General features: G+C 42.4%; 14 protein-coding genes, 1 rRNA gene and 1 pseudogene. 8 read left to right on the forward strand and 8 right to left on the reverse strand.

Going from position 1 to position 21,730, the window contains the following annotated elements; translation table 11 throughout:
* On the forward strand, positions 1–1,374 hold the full coding sequence (locus tag AAEU31_RS15410) for a 5-methyltetrahydrofolate--homocysteine methyltransferase (RefSeq protein ID WP_421967667.1): 1,374 nt from the start codon (positions 1–3) through the stop codon (positions 1,372–1,374).
* 158 nt (positions 1,375–1,532) lie between these two features.
* The gene (locus AAEU31_RS15415) at positions 1,533–4,748 is read left to right on the forward strand and encodes a S41 family peptidase (protein WP_421967668.1); all 3,216 of its coding nucleotides are present in this window, start codon (positions 1,533–1,535) and stop codon (positions 4,746–4,748) included.
* 62 nt (positions 4,749–4,810) lie between these two features.
* Here the strand turns inward: AAEU31_RS15415 and AAEU31_RS15420 are convergent, their stop codons facing one another.
* From AAEU31_RS15420 to AAEU31_RS15435, 4 genes and pseudogenes are all read right to left on the reverse strand, one after another.
* Positions 4,811–6,112: a DEAD/DEAH box helicase gene (locus AAEU31_RS15420; protein WP_421967669.1), complete on the reverse strand. Its 1,302-nt coding sequence runs from the start codon at positions 6,110–6,112 to the stop codon at positions 4,811–4,813.
* 168 nt (positions 6,113–6,280) lie between these two features.
* Positions 6,281–7,407: pseudogene (locus AAEU31_RS15425) on the reverse strand (alpha/beta hydrolase).
* A 155-nt stretch (positions 7,408–7,562) separates the two neighbouring features.
* Positions 7,563–9,383: a glutamine--fructose-6-phosphate transaminase (isomerizing) gene (glmS, locus tag AAEU31_RS15430; RefSeq protein ID WP_421967670.1), complete on the reverse strand. Its 1,821-nt coding sequence runs from the start codon at positions 9,381–9,383 to the stop codon at positions 7,563–7,565.
* Between the two features lie 95 nt (positions 9,384–9,478).
* Positions 9,479–10,249, reverse strand: coding sequence for a DeoR/GlpR family DNA-binding transcription regulator (locus tag AAEU31_RS15435; protein ID WP_135923060.1), 771 nt, complete (start codon positions 10,247–10,249; stop codon positions 9,479–9,481).
* Between the two features lie 155 nt (positions 10,250–10,404).
* Here AAEU31_RS15435 and AAEU31_RS15440 point away from each other — a divergent pair, with 155 nt between their 5' ends.
* Positions 10,405–10,932, forward strand: coding sequence for a sugar O-acetyltransferase (locus AAEU31_RS15440; protein ID WP_421967671.1), 528 nt, complete (start codon positions 10,405–10,407; stop codon positions 10,930–10,932).
* Positions 10,933–11,054: 122 nt separating this feature from the next.
* On the opposite strand, the gene AAEU31_RS15445 is transcribed toward AAEU31_RS15440, so the two are convergent.
* From AAEU31_RS15445 to AAEU31_RS15455, 3 genes are read right to left on the reverse strand one after another with little or no spacing between them, the layout of a single operon-like run.
* Positions 11,055–13,451 carry an ABC transporter permease gene (locus AAEU31_RS15445; RefSeq protein ID WP_421967672.1) on the reverse strand — a complete coding sequence of 799 codons (2,397 nt, stop codon included), beginning with the start codon at positions 13,449–13,451 and terminating at the stop codon, positions 11,055–11,057.
* A 1-nt stretch (position 13,452) separates the two neighbouring features.
* Positions 13,453–14,154, reverse strand: a complete 702-nt coding sequence (locus AAEU31_RS15450; protein WP_063528939.1) for an ABC transporter ATP-binding protein — start codon at positions 14,152–14,154, stop codon at positions 13,453–13,455.
* An 11-nt stretch (positions 14,155–14,165) separates the two neighbouring features.
* Entirely contained in the window at positions 14,166–15,419 is a 1,254-nt protein-coding gene (locus AAEU31_RS15455) for an efflux RND transporter periplasmic adaptor subunit (protein ID WP_421967673.1), read from the reverse strand.
* Positions 15,420–15,649: 230 nt separating this feature from the next.
* Between AAEU31_RS15455 and AAEU31_RS15460 the strand changes: the two genes are divergently transcribed.
* From AAEU31_RS15460 to AAEU31_RS15480, 5 genes are all read left to right on the forward strand, one after another.
* Positions 15,650–17,053: a sigma-54-dependent transcriptional regulator gene (locus AAEU31_RS15460; RefSeq protein WP_421967674.1), complete on the forward strand. Its 1,404-nt coding sequence runs from the start codon at positions 15,650–15,652 to the stop codon at positions 17,051–17,053.
* Positions 17,054–17,056: 3 nt separating this feature from the next.
* The gene (locus AAEU31_RS15465; RefSeq protein ID WP_421967675.1) at positions 17,057–18,361 is read left to right on the forward strand and encodes a sensor histidine kinase; all 1,305 of its coding nucleotides are present in this window, start codon (positions 17,057–17,059) and stop codon (positions 18,359–18,361) included.
* Positions 18,362–18,446: 85 nt separating this feature from the next.
* Positions 18,447–18,986 (forward strand): hypothetical protein, encoded by a 540-nt coding sequence (locus tag AAEU31_RS15470; protein ID WP_421967676.1) that lies wholly within the window; start codon positions 18,447–18,449, stop codon positions 18,984–18,986.
* Between the two features lie 118 nt (positions 18,987–19,104).
* Complete coding sequence (locus AAEU31_RS15475) at positions 19,105–20,382, forward strand: LysM peptidoglycan-binding domain-containing protein (protein WP_421967677.1); 1,278 nt, start codon at positions 19,105–19,107, stop codon at positions 20,380–20,382.
* Between the two features lie 96 nt (positions 20,383–20,478).
* Positions 20,479–21,195 (forward strand): hypothetical protein, encoded by a 717-nt coding sequence (locus tag AAEU31_RS15480; RefSeq protein ID WP_421967678.1) that lies wholly within the window; start codon positions 20,479–20,481, stop codon positions 21,193–21,195.
* A gap of 419 nt (positions 21,196–21,614) precedes the next feature.
* Here the strand turns inward: AAEU31_RS15480 and rrf are convergent.
* Positions 21,615–21,729: ribosomal RNA gene (rrf, locus tag AAEU31_RS15485) — 5S ribosomal RNA — on the reverse strand.
* Between the last annotated feature and the right edge of the window lies 1 nt (position 21,730).

The raw sequence follows: 21,730 nt of genomic DNA on the forward strand, positions 1-21,730 counted from the left end.
ATGACACACTTATTTAGATTAAAACTATTGGCATTAGCAATTAGTAGCACCCTGATCACCGCATGTGGTGATGCAGAAACAAATATTGTTGAGAAAGATCCTATTGAGGTTCCAGACGACGGTGGTGATGACCATGATCACGATCATGACGATGGCTATACCATTGACTCAATGGGCCGTTTAGCGGTTTTAGCAGCAGATAGCAACGAAGCGAATATTTTTGATTTAGATGACGACTCACTACTAGAAACGTTTTCGCTTACTCATGAATCAAGCTCACTAAATGTTTCACCAAGCTACCGTTATGCGGTTATTGCTAACCGTAACCAAGATTACTTAGGTTTTATCGATGGCGGTTTATGGCGTGAAGATCATGGCGAGCATTTACATGACTATAAACAAGGCCCAGCATTTAGTGACTACGAGCTAACAACGGGCAGCCGCCCTACTCACATCGTTAAACATGATGGCCAAATGGCCGTGTTTTACGATGGTAATGCCGACGCAGGTACGGTTGCCTCTGTAGAAGTGTTAACTGATAACGACATTACAAACGAAACAGAGACGCTTGCTGGTATTCAGTACGACATCAATATGCATGGTGTTGCAGAGCCACGTGGCGAGCACCTAGTTGCAACCTTGCGTCGTGCTGATAGCGAAAGCACTTCAAACGCTAAAATCCTGCCGGATCAAGTGGGTGTTTTCCATCTTCATGACGGTGAATATGAGCTTGAACAAACATTTGAAGTTACTTGCCCAGATTTACACGGTGCAGCGCAAAACCATGATTATGTAGCATTTGGTTGTGGCGACGGTGTGCTAATAGCTCACCAGCATGATGATGAATACCATGCAGAAAAAATCGCCAATATTGATGCTCTAGGTGATACACGTATTGGCACATTATATGGTCATGAAGGTAGTGAAAGCTTCATTGCAATTGCATCAGGTGTATTTGTAAGTATCAATCCAAGCGAAGCTGAAATGGAAGTACTTGAGTGGCAACTTGATGAAGGCGCAAGTGCTGTATCTTACTCATTCTCAGGAAGCGGAGAGCACTTTTTAGTACTTGATAGCTTAGGCTTTTTAAACGTACTTGAAGCCCATGAGCACGACGGCCACATGCACTGGGAACTTGCCGGCAAAGTAGATATTACTGAAGAAGACTTAACAACGATGCCAGAAGGCATGAACTTCAGCATGACTGTGTCACAAAATAGTGAGTTTGCTTACGTTGCAGACCCTATCGCTCAGCACGTACTTAAAGTACATATCAAAGATCTTGAAATTGAAGGTGATCTTGAACTGACTTTTGCACCAAGCGCTATCACTTGGTTAGGTATTGCAGAAGAAAGTGACGATCACGACCACTAAGAAGTTGTGTTTTATGGTATGACATAGCTCGCAAAGGTTGGCATTTACTGCCAACCTTTTTTTATTCACATTTTGTAACACTGCGTTCATCGCAACTGCATCGCTATTTAAAACTGAATTGTTATGATGTAACAGTTCCCAGAATAGGATGTAATCCCATGAAAAAACTAACAACGTTGGCACTGGCCATGGCTGCGACACTGGCACCTTGGGCATCAGCTTACGAAACTAAAGATACGCGCTTATTGCGTTTTCCAGATATTCATAATCAAAATGTTACCTTTGTGTACGGTGGTGATATTTACATTGCTAATACGCAAACAGGCGAGAGCAAACGCTTAACCGACCATATTGGCTTTGAAACCTTTCCGAAGTTTTCACCTGACGGTAAACGCATTGCGTTTGCAGCCGAATACAATGGCAGCCGCCAAATTTATGTAATTAACAGCGATGGTTCTGGCTTAAAACAACTCACTTACTACAACGATGTTGGCCCAATGCCACCACGCGGTGGTTTTGATTATCGTGTTCTCGATTGGACACCTGATGGCAAAAATGTGGTATTTCGTGCTAACCGCACACCGTGGGGTAAACGTATGGGTCGTCCATATAGGGTGCCTGCTGACGGTGGCCTTGAGCAGCCTCTTGCTATCCCTGAAACCGGCGGCGGTATGCTTTCGCCAGATGGTAGCAAATATGTTTACACGCCGATTGACCGTGAATTTCGTACTTGGAAACGCACCCGAGGCGGTCGCGCACAAGATGTTTGGGTTTACGATCTAAAAAACAATACCTCAGAGCAGCTAACCACTAACCGCGCTACCGATCAGCAACCGACCTGGGTTGGCGACAACATTTACTTTGTATCTGACCGTGATTACACCCTTAACCTGTATCAATACCAAAAAGGCGCTGAGCCTAAGAAGCTAACCAACCATAAAGACTTTGACGTACTGTGGCCATCAGCTGGCCCAAATGCTGTTGTTTATGAAAATGGTGGTTACCTTTATCGCTTTGACCCAAAAACTCAAAAAAGCACTAAGCTGAGCATTAACATTGCCGGTGTGCGTCAATATGCAATGCCGTACACAAAAAATGTGAGTGACTTTATCGACTCAATGTCGATTTCTCATGATGGTAAGCGTGCACTCTTTACTGCCCGCGGTGAGCTATTTAGCGTACCGGTTAAACAAGGCCCAACACGTAATTTATCTTACACAGCAAAAGGCCGCGAGATTGACGCAAGCTGGTCGCCAAATGGTCGTTATATTGCTTATATGAGCGATGAAAGCGGCGAATACGAAATTTACTTAAAAGATCGCAGCGACAACAATGCCACTAAGCAGCTAACCAGCAACGGCACTATTTGGCGCTTTACACCAATTTGGTCACCTGATAGCTCAAAACTGTTATTTGCAGATAAGAACCACACACTCTGGTGGATAGACGCAAAATCGGGTAAACAGCACAAAATTGATACCAGCATCTACGATGAAGAAGGTATTCGCCAGTATACTTGGTCACCAAATAGCGAAGACATTGTGTATGTAAAAAACAATGAAAACCGCTATGCCTCACTGTGGCACTACAATATTGATAAGAAGAAAGTGACTCGCTTAACGGATGAAATGACCAATGAGCAAAACCCAACTTTCTCTCCTGATGGTCAATACCTGTACTTCAGCTCTGAGCGCGACTTTAACTTAGCCTTTAGCAGCTACGAGTTTGACTACATGTTTAATCGTGCAACGCGTATTTATGCCGCTGCCGTAAATGACAGTATCAAACCACTTATCGCACTACAAAGTGATGAAACAGCGATCGTCAGCGATAAACAAAAAGATGACGATAAGAAAAACAGTAATACCCTGCAAAGCAGCGACTTTATGCAGCGTGTAACCGCTTTAAATGCACCGGCTGGGGATTATCGCAGTTTAACGGCTGTAAAAGATGGCGTGCTAACACTGGCTAATGGCGGCCTACAATTAATAGGCACAGCTCACGACAGCGAGCTTGAAACTGTGGCTAAAGGGGTAAGCAGCTATACTATTTCGAGCAACGGTGAACACCTGTTAGTGCATGCGGGTAACGATTACAGCTTAATTGAGCCAAAAGCAAAACAAGACCTATCAGCGAATAAGCTAGATCTTAGTAACATGACCTTAAAAATTGAGCCACAAATTGAATGGCAGCAAATGTATGTTGAAGGCTGGCGTACATTACGTGATTGGTTCTACGATGAAAACCATCACGGCCAAGATTGGGACGCAATTTTAGCCAAGTATCAACCTATGGCTGATGCTATCTCACACCGTAGTGACTTAGATTACATTCTCAGTGAAATCGCAGGTGAAATTAACTCAGGCCACATTTATGTGCAGTCGGGTGATATGCCTAAAGCAGAGCGTAAAAAGCACGGCTTATTAGGTGCAAAACTTGCCAGCGATCCATCTGGATACGTAAAAATTGAGCAAATCTTCCAAGGTGAAAATTGGCATGAAGACTTCCGCTCACCACTTGGTACAACAGGGGTAAAAGCACATAACGGCGACTACATCATTGCCGTAAATGGCCGCTCAGTAAAAGACGTAGCTAACTTCTACGAATTGCTAGAGAACACTCAAGGTGAGCAAGTTGAGCTAGTCCTTAACAGTAAGCCGCGCAGCAAAGGTGCATGGCAAGTTACCGTTAAGCCGGTAGCGAGCGAACAAGGTTTGCGTTATTTAGATTGGGTTAACTCTCGTGCAGCCTACGTTGATAAGCTATCAAATGGCCGTATTGGTTATGTTCACTTACCAAATACAGCCTACGAAGGTAACCGCGCCATGTTCAAAAACTACATGCCGCAAACCACCAAAGACGCCATGATTATTGATGACCGATACAATGGCGGCGGCTTTATTCCTGAGCACATGATCACCTGGCTTGCCCGTAAACCGCTTAATTATTGGAAGCGCCGTGGTGTTGAGCCAACTAAAACACCACAATTTGCTCATGATGGTCCAAAAGCTATGCTGATCAATGGTTACTCAAGTTCAGGCGGTGACGCTATTCCTTACTACTTCCGCCAAGCAGGGTTAGGTAAGCTCATTGGTACCCGCACTTGGGGTGGATTAATTGGTATTTCAGGTAACCCAAGCCTTGTCGATGGCGGCCAAGTTATCGCGGCCACATTCCGCATTTTAGATAACGATGGCAACTGGATCATCGAAAACGAAGGTGTCACCCCTGATATCAAGGTGGTTGATCGCCCAGAGCTAATCTACCAAGGTAAAGATCCATCGATAGAACGTGCCGTAGAAGAGCTTTTAAAAGAGCTAAAAGACAACCCGAAAAAGCCACTCACCGTGCCACCAGCACCGACTGACTTTTAATACTTAACTGGTTGTTAAAAAGTAAAAAACCCCGCAGTAATGCGGGGTTTCTTTTAAGGCTATTAAGGTTTCTTCCAGCCACTCCAAACATCGCCTTGTTGATTAGCTTTATTTTTTTTCTTTTTCTTACCTGTTCCCGCAGGTTTCGCTACGGGCTTGTCGTTTTTAAGTGCTTGTGCGGCATCAAGGTTCGCTTTATTTAAGGTATAACCAGGCACTTCTTCACGCTCTAAACGAAATTTATTTTTCTTTTCAATGATTTTAAAATGATGAAAGTCTTCATAATCAATCAATGATAACGCTAACCCTACTTCACCGGCGCGACCACTTCGGCCAATACGGTGCATATAATCGGCAGGACTGCGCGGTAAATTGAAATTAATCACTACAGGCAATTTAGCAATATCTAAACCTCGGGCTGCAATATCAGTGGCAATTAATACCTCGATTTCGCCATTTTTAAACTTTTCGATTACGCGAGTACGCTCACTTTGGCCTTTATCACCATGAAATACTTGTGCATTGATGCCACGCTTTTCAAGCTTATTTGTTAAATGCTCACAATCTTTTTTTGCATTCACAAAAATCAGCGTTTGGCGCCATCTATGGGTTTTAATCAAGTGCGCTAAAACCGTGGTCTTCTCACCTTTATTTACCATAAATACGCGCTGTACTAAGGTGCTTTCATCTTTACTTTGAACTTGTATTTCAACAGGCTCATTTAACAATTTTTGGGTTAATAGTGTAACTTGCTCTGGGAACGTTGCAGAAAACAGCATAGTTTGTTTTTTAGCGGGCATAAGCGCTAATAGCTCAGCAAGCTCTTCGGTAAAACCTAGGCTCAGCATGCGGTCTGCTTCATCAAGCACTAAGGTGTTTACTTTATCAAGCTTAATGGCATTGCTTGAAATCAAATCAAGTAAACGACCAGGAGTTGCAACGATAATATCTGCACCGCCTCGCAATGCTTGCATTTGCGTATTAACAGAGACACCACCAAATACAGCAACGGTTTTAATCGCACCATTAAAGTTTGCAGAATATGATTTAACGCTATCAGCTACTTGTACAGCTAGCTCTCGCGTTGGCACTAAAATAAGCCCTGAAACAAAGTTACCTTTGCCTTGTGTTTTTTTAACAGCCTTACCTAAAAAACACTTTTGCAACATAGGCAAAGCAAATGTCGCTGTTTTACCTGAACCGGTATTCGCTCCTGCAATTAAGTCACTGCCCGCCAAAATACTCGGAATTGCTTTTGCCTGAATGTGTGTCGGTTGCGTGTATTCAAGATCAGATAATCGAGCAAGTAGCTCAGGAATAAGACCAAGCTCGTTGAAATTGCTAGGGTTTACGGTTGAGGTCATAAAAGGTGTGGGCTCATAACTAAAATAGCCTGCGATTTTAGCGCATTTATTGCCCGGTAAGTAGGAATTAGTGAGTTAAATACCTTTTAGATAACAGTCACTGGTTTATGATAATTGCTCAATATTAAAGGGGCGCTTAAAAAGCCAACAGCTAAGTTGGCCATATTATTAACTCTTACTCAACTGTGCTTGTAGCCTCGTTTTTGTTTCTTTTAAGTAATCTAGGTAGGGATACGAGTCATCAGCTACGGCTATTGCAGCCTCGATTTGAACTAATGCTTGGCGAATATTACCTTGCATTTCATAGCCATATGACAAAGCTGACAGTGCATACGCTGATTTAGGGTAGTTTTTGATATTGTACTTAAACACCTCAATAGCCCGCTCAAATTGCTGGTTATCCGTTAAACTGTAACCTAGCAACCTAACAGCGCGGTCTGGTGGCGCTATTTGCTCGCCCCATTGCTGTGATAAGCGTTGATAATAAGCATCAATTGATGAAACATCATCGCCCAATGCACTCAAAGGCATTTGTTTAGATAAAAATAAACCATGATACGCACTAAATGCCCCAGCAGCTGAGGTTAGGTTATGCGAAACACCTGCAAAAGCATCGCTCTTAAAACGCAGATTTTGCACCTTACTATTTTGCATCGTTTGCTGCATATCATCGTATCTTTCGCGCATAATGCCGGCTTCTTCGCCGATATTCATATATACATAGCTGTTAATACTTTTGGCTTTAGTAACAAAGGTATTTAGACTTTTAGCCGGGGCGCCATAGTTCCACCATACCGCAGGGCTATAAGCAATGTGCGCCTGAAATAACTCAGGGTCAGCTTGCATTGCGTAAAGAGCAAATACACCCGCAGCAGAGGCTCCTGCGATAACTCTATAATCATGAGTACGATACTGTTTATTAACCAAAGGCATCAGCTCTTGCTCTACGAAAGCTAAAAACTTTGCTGCACCACCGCCTTCGCCAACAGGCCCTTGTGGTTCTTTGTTCACTGTAGGATAAAAATCTCTAAGTCGATTAGTGCTTTCAATTGCAACTACAATCACCTCTGGCGCTTGATCATCTTTTTGTAAGCGCTCAAGCACAGCATTAATCAATGGTAAATTCCGGCCCCATCTAAACGGTAAATAACGGGATATCTTTTGTTTGGTTGTGTTTGATAGCTTCTTGGCAGTTGCACAACGACAGTGCGTTGCTCACTAAGATTACTTGATTCGATAGTATGCGTATGTTGGCTGTAATGTGTAACCGCATCATCTGCAGCTGGTTCAGCCATTACATGACTAGTACAGAGTAAAAAACCACTAATACAGAATAACTTAAATAGTCGCACGACTTATCCTTAAGAAATATTGGTAATTTTTTAAGCTAACAGAATTACTGGTACAAAAAAAGGCGCATAGTGCGCCTTAATAAATATAAACTCTAAACTTACTCAACCGTTACCGATTTTGCTAGGTTTCGAGGTTGGTCTACGTCGGTGCCTTTAATAACCGCAACATAGTATGAAAGCAGTTGTAGCGGAATTGTATATACAACTGGAGCAATCACGTCATCTACATGGTTTACGTTGATTACACGCATTGTTTCGTCAGATTCAAACGCTGAGTCTTTGTCTGCGAATACATAGATAATACCGCCACGGGCACGTACTTCTTCTACGTTTGATTTAAGCTTTTCAAGTAGCTCGTTGTTTGGTGCTACAACAATGATTGGCATGTCTGCATCAATCAACGCAAGAGGACCATGCTTAAGCTCACCCGCTGCGTATGCTTCGGCGTGAATGTACGAAATTTCTTTTAGCTTAAGCGCACCTTCCATCGCGATTGGGTACTGTGAGCCACGACCTAAGAATAGTGAGTGGTGCTTATCAGCAAACTCTTCAGCTAAATCTTCAATGCCCTCTGCAAGTAGTAATGCTTCTTCTAACTTGTTAGGAAGTGTTTTGATTGCATTTACAATCGCACTTTGATCTAGGCCTTTTTCTTGGGCAATAGATGCCGTAAGCATTAATAAGCCAACAAGCTGTGTGGTGAAGGCTTTAGTTGATGCAACACCAATTTCAGCACCCGCTTTAGTCATAAAGGCTAAATCAGATTCACGTACTAATGATGAACCAGGTACGTTACAAATGGTCATTGAAGCCATGTAACCTTGCTGTTTTGCAAGACGAAGTGCAGCAAGCGTATCGGCTGTTTCACCAGACTGTGAAATGGTCACAAGTAAGCTGTTGTCATGTACAAATGATTCGCGGTAACGGAACTCAGAGGCAATCTCTACGTTACAGCTCACACCAGCAAATTGTTCAAGCCAATAACGCGCAACCATACCTGAGTGGTATGAAGTACCACAGGCAATAATTTGCACGTGTTTTACGTCTTTAAAGATTTGCTGAGCGCTGTCGCCAAAGGCATCAATCGCGACAGTGTCATTGTGAAGGCGGCCATCAAGGGTGTTACGTACAGCAAGCGGCTGCTCGTAAATTTCTTTCAGCATGTAGTGACGATATTCGCCTTTACCTGATGCATCTTGCGTAATGTTTGATTCAATCACTTCGCGCTCAACTGCATCGCCGTTTGCATCAAAGATTTCTACACTGTCACGGGTAATACGCGCAACATCACCTTCTTCAAGGTAAATAAAGCTGCGTGTAACCGGTAATAAAGCTAGTTGGTCAGATGCAATAAAGTTTTCGCCAAGACCTAAACCAATCACCAGTGGGCTACCTGAGCGCGCTACGATGATTTCGTTGTCGTTCGCTTTATCAAAAACAACGGTGCCAAATGCGCCTTCAAACTGCTTAACAGCTGCTTGTACTGATGCTAATAGCGTATCATGCTGTTGGCGGAGTTGGTGAATAAGGTGCACCATTACTTCTGTATCTGTTTCTGATAAAAACTCATAACCGTCGCCTTTTAATGCATCACGAAGGCTGGCATGGTTTTCGATAATACCGTTATGAACAAGGGCAATTTCGCTGTTCGAAATATGTGGGTGAGCATTGGCTTCGGTTACACCACCGTGGGTTGCCCAACGCGTATGTGCAATACCGGTAGTGCCATTAACAGCTGCATCGTTAAGTGCCGCTTCAAGATTTGCAACCTTACCCACGGCTTTAACCGTGTTAAGCTTATTACCTTTAAGTAAAGCCACGCCTGCCGAGTCATAGCCGCGGTATTCAAGGCGTTTTAGGCCTTCAACAAGAATTTTATTTACTGGGCGTTCTGCAACAGCCCCAACGATTCCACACATAATCTCTCCTTTTGCACATGCCAAAGCGTTTTACTTTGGGCGGTATGTGTTGTCATAAATTTAATGTAATAAGGTGTTGTCGGTCTTATTACGGGTTATTCAATTTCTGCACAGATCAGCTGTACACCACACGCTTTTATCGCCTCGCGTTTATCTTCGCTTAGGTTGTTGTCTGTGATAACTGTGGTCACACGCTGCCAAGGCAGTTCTAAATTAGGTATTCTTCGGCCAATTTTTTCTGACTCTACCAGCACCACAACCTCACGAGCAGCTTCAGCCATTACTTGGCTAAGTCCAACTAATTCATTGAAGGTTGTAGTACCTCTATCAACATCAATGCCATCGGCACCAATAAAGAGCTGGTCAAAGTCGTAAGAGCGTAGAACATTCTCCGCAACTTGACCCTGAAACGATTCTGAATGCGGATCCCAGGTTCCCCCGGTCATCAAAAGTGTTGGCTCATTTTCTAATGAAAGCAGCCGGTTAGCGACATTTATAGCATTTGTCATCACCACTAAACCTCGCTTACTCGCAAGCTCGGGGATCATTGCCGCTGTAGTGCGGCCACTATCAATTATGATGCGGTTATGATCTTTAATAAGCTTTGCAGCTGCCTTTGCGATTGCCATTTTGCGAAGCGAGTCGCTTTTCTCGTTGCTATTTGCAACGATTTCTTGCGGCAGTGCAATAGCGCCCCCGTAACGGCGTAGCAACAAGCCACTTTTTTCAAGGGCTGTCAGATCTTTACGTATCGTCACTTCAGAAGTTTGAAACTGCTCAGCTAACGCTTCAACAGCAACTTCACCGAGTTCATTCACTTGGCTTAAGATTGTATGGCGACGTTGTTGAGTGTTTCGTTTTGTCATAAAGTGAATCACATAAGTTTCGTTTCGAAAGTTGTGAGATTTTAAACGAAACAATATAAATGGCAAGTGAATGATCGTTAACCTACACAGCTTTAATTTTGATCTTCATCGCCAACAGGCTAAGCTATTGGCAAATATAACCATGAACATACCCGATGAAAGAGTTTAATAGCCTCGATAAGTCCTTACTCGAACAACGAAAAAATACTCATGAAATCTGCCGTTTATTTGCCAAAAGCCCAAGTAAAGGCAATTTAAAACGACTAAAAGGCATGTTTGCTCACTGTGGCGAGCAGGTTGTTATAGAAGCAGGTTTTCATTGTGATTATGGCAGTGGTATTAAAATAGGTGATCGAACCTTCATAAATATTAACTGTACAATGCTTGATGCGCCGCTATCTGATGCGCAAATTACGATAGGCGATGACTGCTTAATAGGCCCTAATGTGCAAATTCTTGCAGTATCGCATGCAGTAAACCCAACCGAGCGTTTAGCTAAAGCTAATTTTGCAGCGCCGATTAGCATTGGTAACAATGTATGGATTGGTGCAGGCGCTATTATACTTGCGGGTATTAAAGTTGCTGATAATGCCGTGATTGGCGCAGGGGCAATAGTTACCAAAGATGTCGCGGCAAATACCCTAGTAGCAGGTAACCCCGCGGTGAAGGTTAAAGACCTTTAACCCTATCCTTACGCGCTAAAGCATGTCCTACGTAGACACAAGGTCGTCATTTATGGCGTCGTATTTAAAACTAAAAAAGCCCAGCTGTATTGCTGGGCTTATAGTTGGGAGTTAGTTAACTGTTATTCATATCGCAAGATGAGCGATGGTCTGGTGCTTGCTGCTTTAAAGGCTAAGCTTGCAACAGTAACCCAGGTAATAGTGGCTACAGCAACGGCGGCAACTAAATACACCCACACAGCTTGTTCAATGCGGTCATTAAAGTTTGCTAACCAATCACCTACCAACAAGTAAGTCACTGGGTACGCAATAGCAATACTGAGCGCCACCAGCACTAAGAACTCTTTAGCAATGATATTGACGATACTAATGCGAGATGCACCTAGCACTTTGCGAACAGCCACTTCTTTTTGACGACGCACTGTTGCAAACGAAGCCAAACCAAAGGTACCTAAACAAGTTAAGAACACAGCAAGACCGGTAAAGATTAAAACCACATTCGAAATTCGCTCATCACCTTTTAACAGGGTTTTGTAGTTGTCTGCGAGTAAGTTAATTTTTGGCTCATAGATATTGGCCCGTTGAGCAAGTATTGACATCACCTGTTGCTGTATCAAAGGTAAATTTTGCTGGTTAATCGTCATAATTACTTCAGCCATTGGGCTAAATGAGCTCATTCCGCACAAGAAAATAATATTCGAATTTGCATCTTGTACATTACCCACTTTTACATCAGCAACAACACCAACAACACGCATTTCCCAGTTGCCACCTTGTGATGTTATCGTTTTTCCAATAATTTCATTGTAATCACTAAACCCTGCTTGTTTGGCTATTGTCTCTGTAATTACGGCACCAACGCTATATCGGCCATCAACTTCAACCGCCCAATCAGAGCCAAATTCTCGACTAAAGCCTCGACCAGCAAGTACCGTTAAGCCTAATCCTTCGACTAAGTTAAAGTCAGAACTAATAAATGGCGTAACACCTTCAGATGATTCACCATTAGGCCATACTGCCATTAAGCTACCTTGGATCGATTTAGTAAGCTGAGTATCAAGCACACTTACTTGTTCAACACCTTCAATCGCTTTTAACTGGTTTATAACAGCTGTTGGTTCCTTAGCAAATACAAGCTCGGTTGGTAGTTCAGAAATCACCAAACGTTGCTCTGTTTTATAGCCTAAAGGTAAGTTCTGTAAATGTGATAACTGATTAAACAGTGTTACTGATGCAATAATTAACCCTACTGCTAAAGAGGCTTGTAAAGTTAGTAAGCTCTTACGAACCCAAATTGCAGTATTACCGCGTTGTAAGTCACCACTTAAAACGCGTTTTGCACTAAATGACGAAATAAAGAATGCTGGATAAAGCCCTGCTAGTATACCCACAGCAATCGCTACCACAATAATCGCAATGCCAAATTCAGAGGCATAATTCACGACCAATTCGCGGTCTACTAGTTGATTAAAGCTTGGTAAAAATAGCTCCACTAAAGCACATGCAATCACCATTGAAAGCATTGATACCAACACAGATTCAGATAAAAACTGCGTTACTAATTGGCCTTTACTTGCGCCAAGCGCTTTACGCACACCCACTTCTTTTGCACGTTTAGTCGATTGAGCGACCGTCATATTGATGAAGTTAAAACCTGCAATAAGAATAAGTAATATACTTAGACCAACACAAATCATCACCACTTGTTTAGCACCACCCGCTTTCATCTCAAACGGTGATTTAGCTGTTAAGTGCAAATCAAGTAATGGGTGTAGCTCTAAACTAACCTGATTAAGAGTCGTCCCTTTAAAAAATTGCTCTGTTAATGTTTTCGCAAATGCATCAGCGTCTGTATTAGCAGCAAGTCGCATATAAACATAACTACTATTTCTATCTAAATTATTCGGATCATGCTTAACATAAACAAGGTTTTTAAAGGCAAAGTGAGTGTTGTCTGCTAAGTCTGCAAACACGGCACGCACTGTGTACTGTCCTTGTTCATGCGTAAGTGTTTCACCAATCACATCGGTGCGACCAAAAATGCGCAGTGCTTCTGATTCACTTAAAGCGAGACTATCTGGTGTACTCATTGCTGTTGTTAAATCACCCGCCAGCGTTTTCAGAGCAATGAAATTTTCAATATTCGCTGTAGCACCATATAAGGCATTTAACTTATAGCCTTGATTGCGGTAACTCACATCAACCATGGCTTCACGGGTCAGCTCGACCATCGTTAATCCGAACACTTCTTCAACTTGGCTGTAATCTTCGGCCTGCTTTGACTGCACATAATTAAAAATAGGCACCACAGATAAACCGAGTTTTGAGAAGTCTTGGCCAACGCGATAAACACGCTCAGCATGAGGCTGTTGGCTATCGTACGAAAGCTCATTTTTTGCAAACAAAGCAACTAGAATTGCCGCAGCTAAGCCCACACTTAAACCCAGAACATTTAAAATAAAGTGCTGTTTTTGGTTTTTAAACGCGCGCAGCGCGGTGATCAAATAACTTAAAATCATGTTATGCCACCTCTGCTGTTTGTTGAACACGGTTAGCTTTATCAACCATCACTTGGCCATCAAGTAAGCGCACTAAACGGTCAGCATAATTGCCTTCTTTTTCTGAGTGAGTAACCACAATTACCGTGGTACCTTCGCGATTTAGCTCACGCAGCATTGCCATGACTTCATCACCATTTTTTGAATCAAGGTTACCCGTAGGCTCATCAGCTAAGATTAGTTTTGGATTAATCACCAGAGCTCTGGCTACTGCTACACGTTGCTGCTGACCACCCGATAACTGCTGCGGTAAGTGATCTGCTCTATGGTCGATTGCAACTCTTTTTAAGATTGCGTCTACTCGCTGTTTACGTTCACTTTTTGAGATATTTTGATACTGTAATGGCAGCTCAACGTTTTCAAATACTGTTAATTCATCAATTAAGTTAAAGCTTTGGAAAACAAAACCAATTGACGCTTTTCTAAGTGTCGCTAATTGCTTTTCACCAAACCCTGCGATGTCTTCACCTAAAAATTCAAAACTGCCTGCTGATGGCGAATCCAACATACCTAAAATAGAAAGTAATGTTGATTTACCACAGCCAGATGGCCCCATAATGGCAAGAAACTCGCCTTCGTTTACATGTAAGTTAATGTTATTAAGCGCTGTTGTTTCAACATCTTGAGTACGGAATACGCGTGATAAGTTAGTTAATTTAATCATTGTTTTTATCCTTAAAATTGTAGTTGTTGTGCTTTATCAAAGTTGCTGTAGCTAGAGGTGATCACGCGATCTCCGGCGCTTAGGCCACTTAACACTTCATAATAGTTTTGATTCTTTTTGCCAAGACGAATGTCTTTTCGTACTGCACGATTGCCACCTTCTTCCATGACATAAACCCAGTTACCCCCTGAGCTGGTAAAAAATGCGCCGCGCTCAAGTAATAAAGCAGTGCCTTTGCTATCACCTAGCATCAGCTGTACATCAAGGCTTTGCCCACGTTTTATATTGCTCGTGCCATTGGGTAAATCGACTTCAACCTGAAACTGTGATTGCTGAACACGACTATCAATTTTGCTAACCGTCGCCGCAATTTCGCCTTGTTCATGTTCAATAAGCACTTGCATACCTGTTTGAACTTGGCTTAGGTAAAACTCATCTAGTCGCACAACTAGCTTGTATTCATTAGGAATATCAATCTGCCCTAGGCGAGCACCACGGCCTTTTGATTCACCAATTTCAACATCAAGCTCACTTAAATAACCATCGGCAGGTGCTGTTACGAGTAAGTTTTCAAGGTTCTTACGAGCAAACTGTAGGTTTTTCTCTAGCATGTCGGCACTGTCTTTTAACTGAGCGACCTGAACTTCACGAATGCTGTTTTCTTGCTTTTGACGCTCAAGGGTTAGTTCTTTACGCGCTTTGTAATACGCTAAGTCTTCTTGAATTTCAGATAATTGTTCTTGTGCTAACACACCCGTTTTCACTAGCGGCTGAGTTTGTTTTAAGCGACGCGATAAATGTGTGATTTTAAGATCGATTTCAAGCAAATCACGGCGTAAGTTTAAACGGCTGGTTTCCATATTCATTTGCGTGTTGCGTAAAAAGTTAAGCTGCTCAGTCACCTGTGCTTCACGGCTCATTACATCAAGCTGCAAGTTGGTATTGCTTAAACGCACAAGTGGTTGGCCTTTTTTAACAAACTCACCTTGCTCAACAAGTCGCTCTTCAACTTGGCCTCCGGCAATGGTGTCGAGGTAAATAGTAGTGCGAGGCATAACCTGACCACGAAGACTTAAAGCATCAACAAATTCACCTTGTTGTACTGTGCTAATCGTTAAGCTTGTAGCGCTTACTTGCTGACTACGACCTGTTTGCTCAGTTTGCGTGAAACCATAAGCTGCTGCCGCAACAGCTAAACATGCCGCTGCAATGAGTGATTTCTTAAAAAATACTTTGTTATTTGAGCGTGTAATTTTCTTATCCATGTTGACGCCTTTAAGTTATCTAGGTGCTAATTACCTATAGATAAAACAACTCTTGTGCCAACTTTTATTTTTATTAAATTACAGTAACTTACATTAAAACCAATAAGAGTGCATATAATCAAGTGTCCGCTTATAGAACACTTCAAAATCCATATATCGTCCATAAATGGACACTGTTACTATTTTCAATTAGTCTTGGTGTTCCCATAAAGGAATAATAATAAATAGCTATGAAACAAGCAGGATCAATTCTTATCGTCGATGATAACCCCGACGTACTTATCGCCGCACGATTACTTTTAAAGCAGCATTATCAGGTTGTAAAAACCACAGATAACCCCTTTGATATCGAAGGGATCATTAACGCACAACATGAGGCGGATCAGGCTATAGATGTTGTGTTACTCGATATGAATTTCACGCAAGATTCAATTAGTGGCAAAGAAGGATTCTACTGGCTAAAAAAAATCATGAGCCAAGACGCTAACATTGCGGTACTGCTTATGACGGCCTACAGCGATATTCAGCTAGCTGTAGAAGCAATTAAGGCCGGTGCCTCTGATTTTATTGCCAAGCCTTGGCAAAATGAGCAATTACTCGGAGCTGTAGCGGCGGCATTTTCACACGCTAAAGACAAACAGCAAGTTGGTAAACTCACAAAACAAAAACAAGCCTTGCAGCAATCAATCGGCAACCAACCATTTGAGTTTTTAGGCCAAAGTGATGCCATGCAGCAGGTTTTTTCGGTTATCGACAAAGCAGCCAACACCGATGCCAACATATTGATCAGTGGCGAAAGTGGCACAGGTAAAGAGCTCACTGCCCATGCAATCCACAATGCAAGCCAGCGCCAAAGCCAACCCTTCATAAGCCTAGACATGGGCTCACTGGCCGAAAGCCTGTTTGAAAGCGAACTATTTGGCCATAAAAAAGGGGCGTTTACTGGCGCGAAAGAAGATCGCATTGGCCGATTTGAGCTTGCCCATGGTGGCAGTTTATTTTTAGACGAGCTAGGTAATTTACCGCTTAACCAACAAGTTAAACTGCTCGCAGCACTACAAAACAGGCAAATAACACCGGTTGGTGGTTCAAAAGTCATCGATATTGATATTCGTTTGATCTGTGCAACGAATGAAAACCTCGAACAAGCAGTTACTGAAGGCAAATTTAGGCAAGACTTACTGTACCGTGTTAATACCGTAGAGATCCGTTTGCCAGCTCTGCGTGAGCGCAGTGAAGATATTCCATTACTGTGTAACTACTACTTGCAGCACTTTGCACATAAATACAAACGTGAGCTCTCGATTGCAGCATCTGATATGACACGTTTAAGCCAGTATCATTGGCCAGGCAATGTCCGTGAACTTGCGCATGCAATTGAGCGAGCAGTCATCCTCTCAGAAGGCTCAGAGCTCGATATAAGCTCAGTGATAAGCTCACCAAATGCTGCTATTAGTACAAATGAGCTCTCTTCAAACGCCACTGACTACGACACTTTTGATCTCGAAATCATCGAGCAAAGAACCGTTCGAGCAGCATTAAAGCATTTTCAAGGGAACGTGAGTCATGCAGCAAAAGCGCTCGGCCTAACACGCGGAGCCATGTATCGTCGTTTAGAAAAATACGGACTTTAATCGATGCGAAATTTTATTAGCTTAGCCGGCCTATTAGCTGCGCTAATTAGTTTATCAATTGCTTTGTTTTGGCAAGTAGAGCAAAGCGGGTTTTCTGCAATTTCGGCACTTTTAGTTATTTTAAATTTGGTATGTGCCGCGCAAATTTTTAATTTATTTAAACGCCAAACAAGGCGTGCAGATATGGTGTTTCGCGCTTTAGCGAATGGAGACAGCACATTAGGCTTTGGCGACCAACACCCTATGCAGCAGCAATTTGAGCAGGTTAAACAACAAATTCAGGCTGCGCGTTTTAATGCAGAGCAACAAGCCCAGTTCTTACAAGCGCTATTAATTCATATCGATCTAGCGGTATTAGTATGTGATGAACAAGGCAATATTATTGAAAGCAATCCGGCGGTTAGTCGTTTGCTTGGGCAGGCTGTAAAGCACATCGATGATTTAGGTGTAATAGCCAACCTAGTTCAAGACGCTAAACAAAATAGCCGTAACACTGTGCCATGGCAAAATGGCGAGCAACACGATACGCTATCTGTGCAAATCAGTATTGCCGAAATTCAAGGTAAAGTTCGTAAAGTGATCAGTTTGCAATCTATTCATGATCAACTGCAATTAAAAGAGCAACAAGCTTACAAACGCCTAACCAAAGTACTAACCCATGAAATTGCTAATTCGATTACGCCACTCTCTTCTTTAGCACAAACTTGTACGGCGCTGCTGCCAAATGAGCTTAGTTTTGATGATCAGGAAGATAAACAAGACTTGCAACTCGCCTTATCAACACTCGCATCGCGAACCGAGCATTTAGGAGAGTTTATAGCACAATTTAAAAAGGTTAGTAGCTTACCCGCTCCACACTTACAGCCACATGTTCTGGCAGATCTTGCTAAGCAAGTTGTCGCTCTGCACTCACAGCAAGCTAAGCAACTTAATATTACGTTGAATTTATCGGTGCAAAGCCAACAGCTAGTGATGATAGATAGGGGCCAAGTTGAACAAGTAATAATAAACCTGCTTACAAATGCCCTTGATGCACTAAAGCAGTTAAATAATCCAGAGTCAGCAAACTGCATTGAAGTAAGCATTGCACAAAATGCTAATCAGCAACTGTATTTAGAGGTCAGCGACAATGGTACAGGTATCAGCGACCATGTAATTGAGATGATTTTTGTGCCATTTTTTACTACCAAGCAACAAGGCTCAGGAATAGGCTTAAGTTTATCGCGCCAGATCATGCTCAATCATGGCGGCGATCTGGTATATATCAAACGTCAACAAGGAGCCTGCTTTCGCTGCGTGTTCGGTTAGCTTACACAGTTAGAACAATTACTTACAATTTGCTAAGGCGCCGTTTGGTATCATGTACCCATTATAGTTTAATGGACTAACCAATATGAAGTATCTCGCCTTAGCACTGTTTTCATCACTAACCTTTATTCCTACAAAAAGCTTTGCTGGTATTTATGACAGCCCAGATATGAACCTGTTTGTTAAATCAGAGCATAATAGTACTGATTCAATCACCTCAGCCGGCATCGAATTTATGGCTAAAAATAACTACAGTAATTTTGGCGCAGCATTTACAACGGCACTAGGCTCTGCAGAAGTATTTACTAAAAAAGGTGATCGGGAGACATTTCTCACCTTAGATAGCGGCATCAAATTTGGTTATTTCAGCGACTTTTTTGTCTATGGCGAAGTGGGCTTAGATTTAATTGAGCTTGCTTTCTACGACGACCGAAAAGATCATGATTATAGCGACCGCTATGATGACGACCACAATAATATAGATGGCTATGTTGGTGTGGGTATGGGCGTAGACTCAAAGCCATTCAGAATAGAGATCTATGCCAGAGCCCGAGAAATAGACAGCCGTTATTGGGAAGCACAAAACCATGGTTACGCTGGGTTACAAGTTAGTATTTCGTTTTAATTTCAATTGGGTGAGTAAGTTAGCGAGCTGTTAATCTAATGGTCATTTTTAGCTCACCCTATGTTAAGCTTAGGCGCTTTAGTTTACCCGCACCTAAGTTAACGGAGTATTTTAATACGTGTTTTTAAATCGATTTTTAGGCCTTGTTGTTGTTTCTCTTATTGTAACAGGCTGTCAGACTGCCCCTGAGTCTCTCCCTGAAAAGAAGCCAATAATTAAGGCAAATCCAGGCACTGTGGTTGCAGAAGCTAAAACAAAACAAGTAGACGCGGTGACACCGCTAAAACCAAGTGAACTTGATGACGTATGGCAGCGTATTCGCATTCAACTGCAGTTTAGCGATTCAAGTCATCCAGATGTGCAAAAGCGCATTGCTTGGTACCTTACTCACCCAAATTATATGGAAGAAATAAGCCGCCGTGCAGCGCCGTATTTGTATCATATCGTCACAGAAGTAGAAACCCGTGACTTACCAATAGAACTCGCTCTAATGCCGCTTATAGAGAGCGATTTTGATGCCAGTGCCTATTCGCACAAACATGCATCGGGTTTATGGCAACTCACCCCCTCAATCGCCAAATACTTTAAAGTAAAAATTACCCCTTGGTATGATGGTCGCCAAGATGTGATCGACAGCACCCGCGCAGCTTTGGATTTTATGGAATACCTTTATAAACGCTTTGATGGTGATTGGTATCACGCTATTGCTGCCTACAATATTGGTGAAGGGCGAGTATTACAGGCAATTGATCGTAATAAAAAACAAGGTAAGTCGACGGACTTCTTTAGCTTAAAGCTACCATCACAAACCAAACAATACGTACCTAAGTTACTGGCCGCAGCACAATTATTAAAGCACCAAAAAATGATATTCCCTGCAATTAAGAATGAGCAGGCTATTGCGACCTTACCAGTGACAGGTGCTGTGATCTTGGCAGATAAAGCGAAATGGCAAGAGCTTGAAGAGCTAAACCATGGTGTTATCCGATACCCAGCGGTGATTGATGCGCCACATATTGTAGTTCCCAAAGATCAGCAAGCAAGTTATCAAGCTCTATTAGCTAATCAAAAGAGCAATGATTATAGCCAGTGGCAACATTACACAGTTAAACGCGGTGATAGCTTAAGTGTGATTGCAAAGAACTATAAAATAACAGTTAGCCAACTAAAAACCTTCAATAACCTAAAAACAAACACCATTCGTATTGGTCAAAAACTGATATTGCCGCAATTAGCTGATCAACAAATCGAGTATAAGGTGAAATCTGGCGATAGCCTTTGGAAGATAGCAAAGCAATACAAAGTCAGTATTACTAAACTCAAACAATGGAATAATCTTTCAAGAGATAGCTTAAGAGTGGGTGAAAAGCTCACCGTATTTATCTCAAATAGTTAATCCCAAATCAGGGAGTTTTACTCCCTGCCTCTTTTATCTATCCAATTAAAGTTGTATCTTTATTAGTCTAGTCTATAAAAACAACTATTAAAAATTATGGATAATCAGCAACAGGACGCAAGCTGTTCAACCGTTAAATCAGAACAAGACACTAACGTTGAAGAGCAAACAAAGACCACCCAGCAAAACACTCAACCAGCCAGCAACCAGCGCAAGGCATGGTTTACCAACGAGCGGCTAAACCTATTTCTCGCACTATGTGCCATTATAATTTCAGCAGCCTCCTTTTATGCCACATACTTACAAGCCAGCGCCGCAGAACGACAAGTAAAAGCCGCAACCTGGCCATGGCTCGAAGTGATGACGGGGAATTTCAATGAAGAAAAAAATTATGAAGAAATCACTATCAACATTAAAAACTCAGGATCAGGCCCAGCCATTATTAAATACGTTAAATTCTTCCACGATGAAAAGTCGTATACAGAGATATTTGAAGTAATAAAGGACTGCTGCTTTGATATCTATGCTTACCAAGAGCAATTAAATAAGTTGCAAAATGAGTCACCAGAGATCAATTTCTTTGAAAAATTTGGTTGGTTGTATACCGGCGTTAGTAATAACCGATTATTAGCCTCAGGCGCTGAACTTAATCTTTTTGGTTTTAAGAAAACAGGCTTCAATGCAACTCAGTGGGACAAGGTAAATGACCAACGCTTTAATATCAAAACCGAGATCTGCTACTGCTCGTTGCTAGAACAATGCTACCTAAGCGATGGCCGCGGCGATGTGAGAGAAATACAGCAGTGTGAGTGACACCGAGCTATCAGCTTTCAGCCGTCAGCGTTCAGCCGCACGGCGGGGTTGTTTTGTGCTGCGTCTTCCTCTGACTCTAGGCTCTAGGCTCTAGGCTCTAGGTTCTAGGTTCTAGGTTCTAGGTTCTAGGTTCTAGGCAAAGTCTACTTGTAGGAATGGTTTTAGCCATGAACATTATTGTTATGGTCTAGATTCGGCACTGAAGTGCCTCCTACGGGGTTTGTTGCTTAGGGTGACTCTGTACTTAACAACCCTACAGTTCAACTTTACCCTTGCTAACTAGCAACTCGCTAACTCTGACATCTAATATCTGACGTCTGATATCTCTGTATTTCAGCTGAAGTCTGACGGCTGAAAGCTGACAACTCCCAGACGCAAAAAAGCCCGACTCTTTCGAATCGGGCTTTCTTTGATTTGGAGCCTGGCGATGTCCTACTTTCACATGGCAAATGCCACACTATCATCGGCGCTGTTTCGTTTCACTACTGAGTTCGGCATGGGGTCAGGTGGGTCCAAAACGCTATTGTCACCAAGC

The sequence above is a fragment of the Pseudoalteromonas thalassia genome (genome assembly GCF_049257215.1).
Classification (GTDB): Bacteria; Pseudomonadota; Gammaproteobacteria; order Enterobacterales; family Alteromonadaceae; genus Pseudoalteromonas; species Pseudoalteromonas lipolytica_C.

Bases quoted from the DNA above. Each gene is read 5' to 3' on its own strand.
- AAEU31_RS15410 (WP_421967667.1), top strand. From the start codon at position 1: ATGACACACTTATTTAGATTAAAACTATTGGCATTAGCAATTAGTAGC.
- AAEU31_RS15415 (WP_421967668.1), top strand. From the start codon at position 1,533: ATGAAAAAACTAACAACGTTGGCACTGGCCATGGCTGCGACACTGGCA.
- AAEU31_RS15420 (WP_421967669.1), bottom strand. From the start codon at position 6,112: ATGACCTCAACCGTAAACCCTAGCAATTTCAACGAGCTTGGTCTTATT.
- glmS (WP_421967670.1), bottom strand. From the start codon at position 9,383: ATGTGTGGAATCGTTGGGGCTGTTGCAGAACGCCCAGTAAATAAAATT.
- AAEU31_RS15435 (WP_135923060.1), bottom strand. From the start codon at position 10,249: ATGACAAAACGAAACACTCAACAACGTCGCCATACAATCTTAAGCCAA.
- AAEU31_RS15440 (WP_421967671.1), top strand. From the start codon at position 10,405: ATGAAAGAGTTTAATAGCCTCGATAAGTCCTTACTCGAACAACGAAAA.
- AAEU31_RS15445 (WP_421967672.1), bottom strand. From the start codon at position 13,451: ATGATTTTAAGTTATTTGATCACCGCGCTGCGCGCGTTTAAAAACCAA.
- AAEU31_RS15450 (WP_063528939.1), bottom strand. From the start codon at position 14,154: ATGATTAAATTAACTAACTTATCACGCGTATTCCGTACTCAAGATGTT.
- AAEU31_RS15455 (WP_421967673.1), bottom strand. From the start codon at position 15,419: ATGGATAAGAAAATTACACGCTCAAATAACAAAGTATTTTTTAAGAAA.
- AAEU31_RS15460 (WP_421967674.1), top strand. From the start codon at position 15,650: ATGAAACAAGCAGGATCAATTCTTATCGTCGATGATAACCCCGACGTA.
- AAEU31_RS15465 (WP_421967675.1), top strand. From the start codon at position 17,057: ATGCGAAATTTTATTAGCTTAGCCGGCCTATTAGCTGCGCTAATTAGT.
- AAEU31_RS15470 (WP_421967676.1), top strand. From the start codon at position 18,447: ATGAAGTATCTCGCCTTAGCACTGTTTTCATCACTAACCTTTATTCCT.
- AAEU31_RS15480 (WP_421967678.1), top strand. From the start codon at position 20,479: ATGGATAATCAGCAACAGGACGCAAGCTGTTCAACCGTTAAATCAGAA.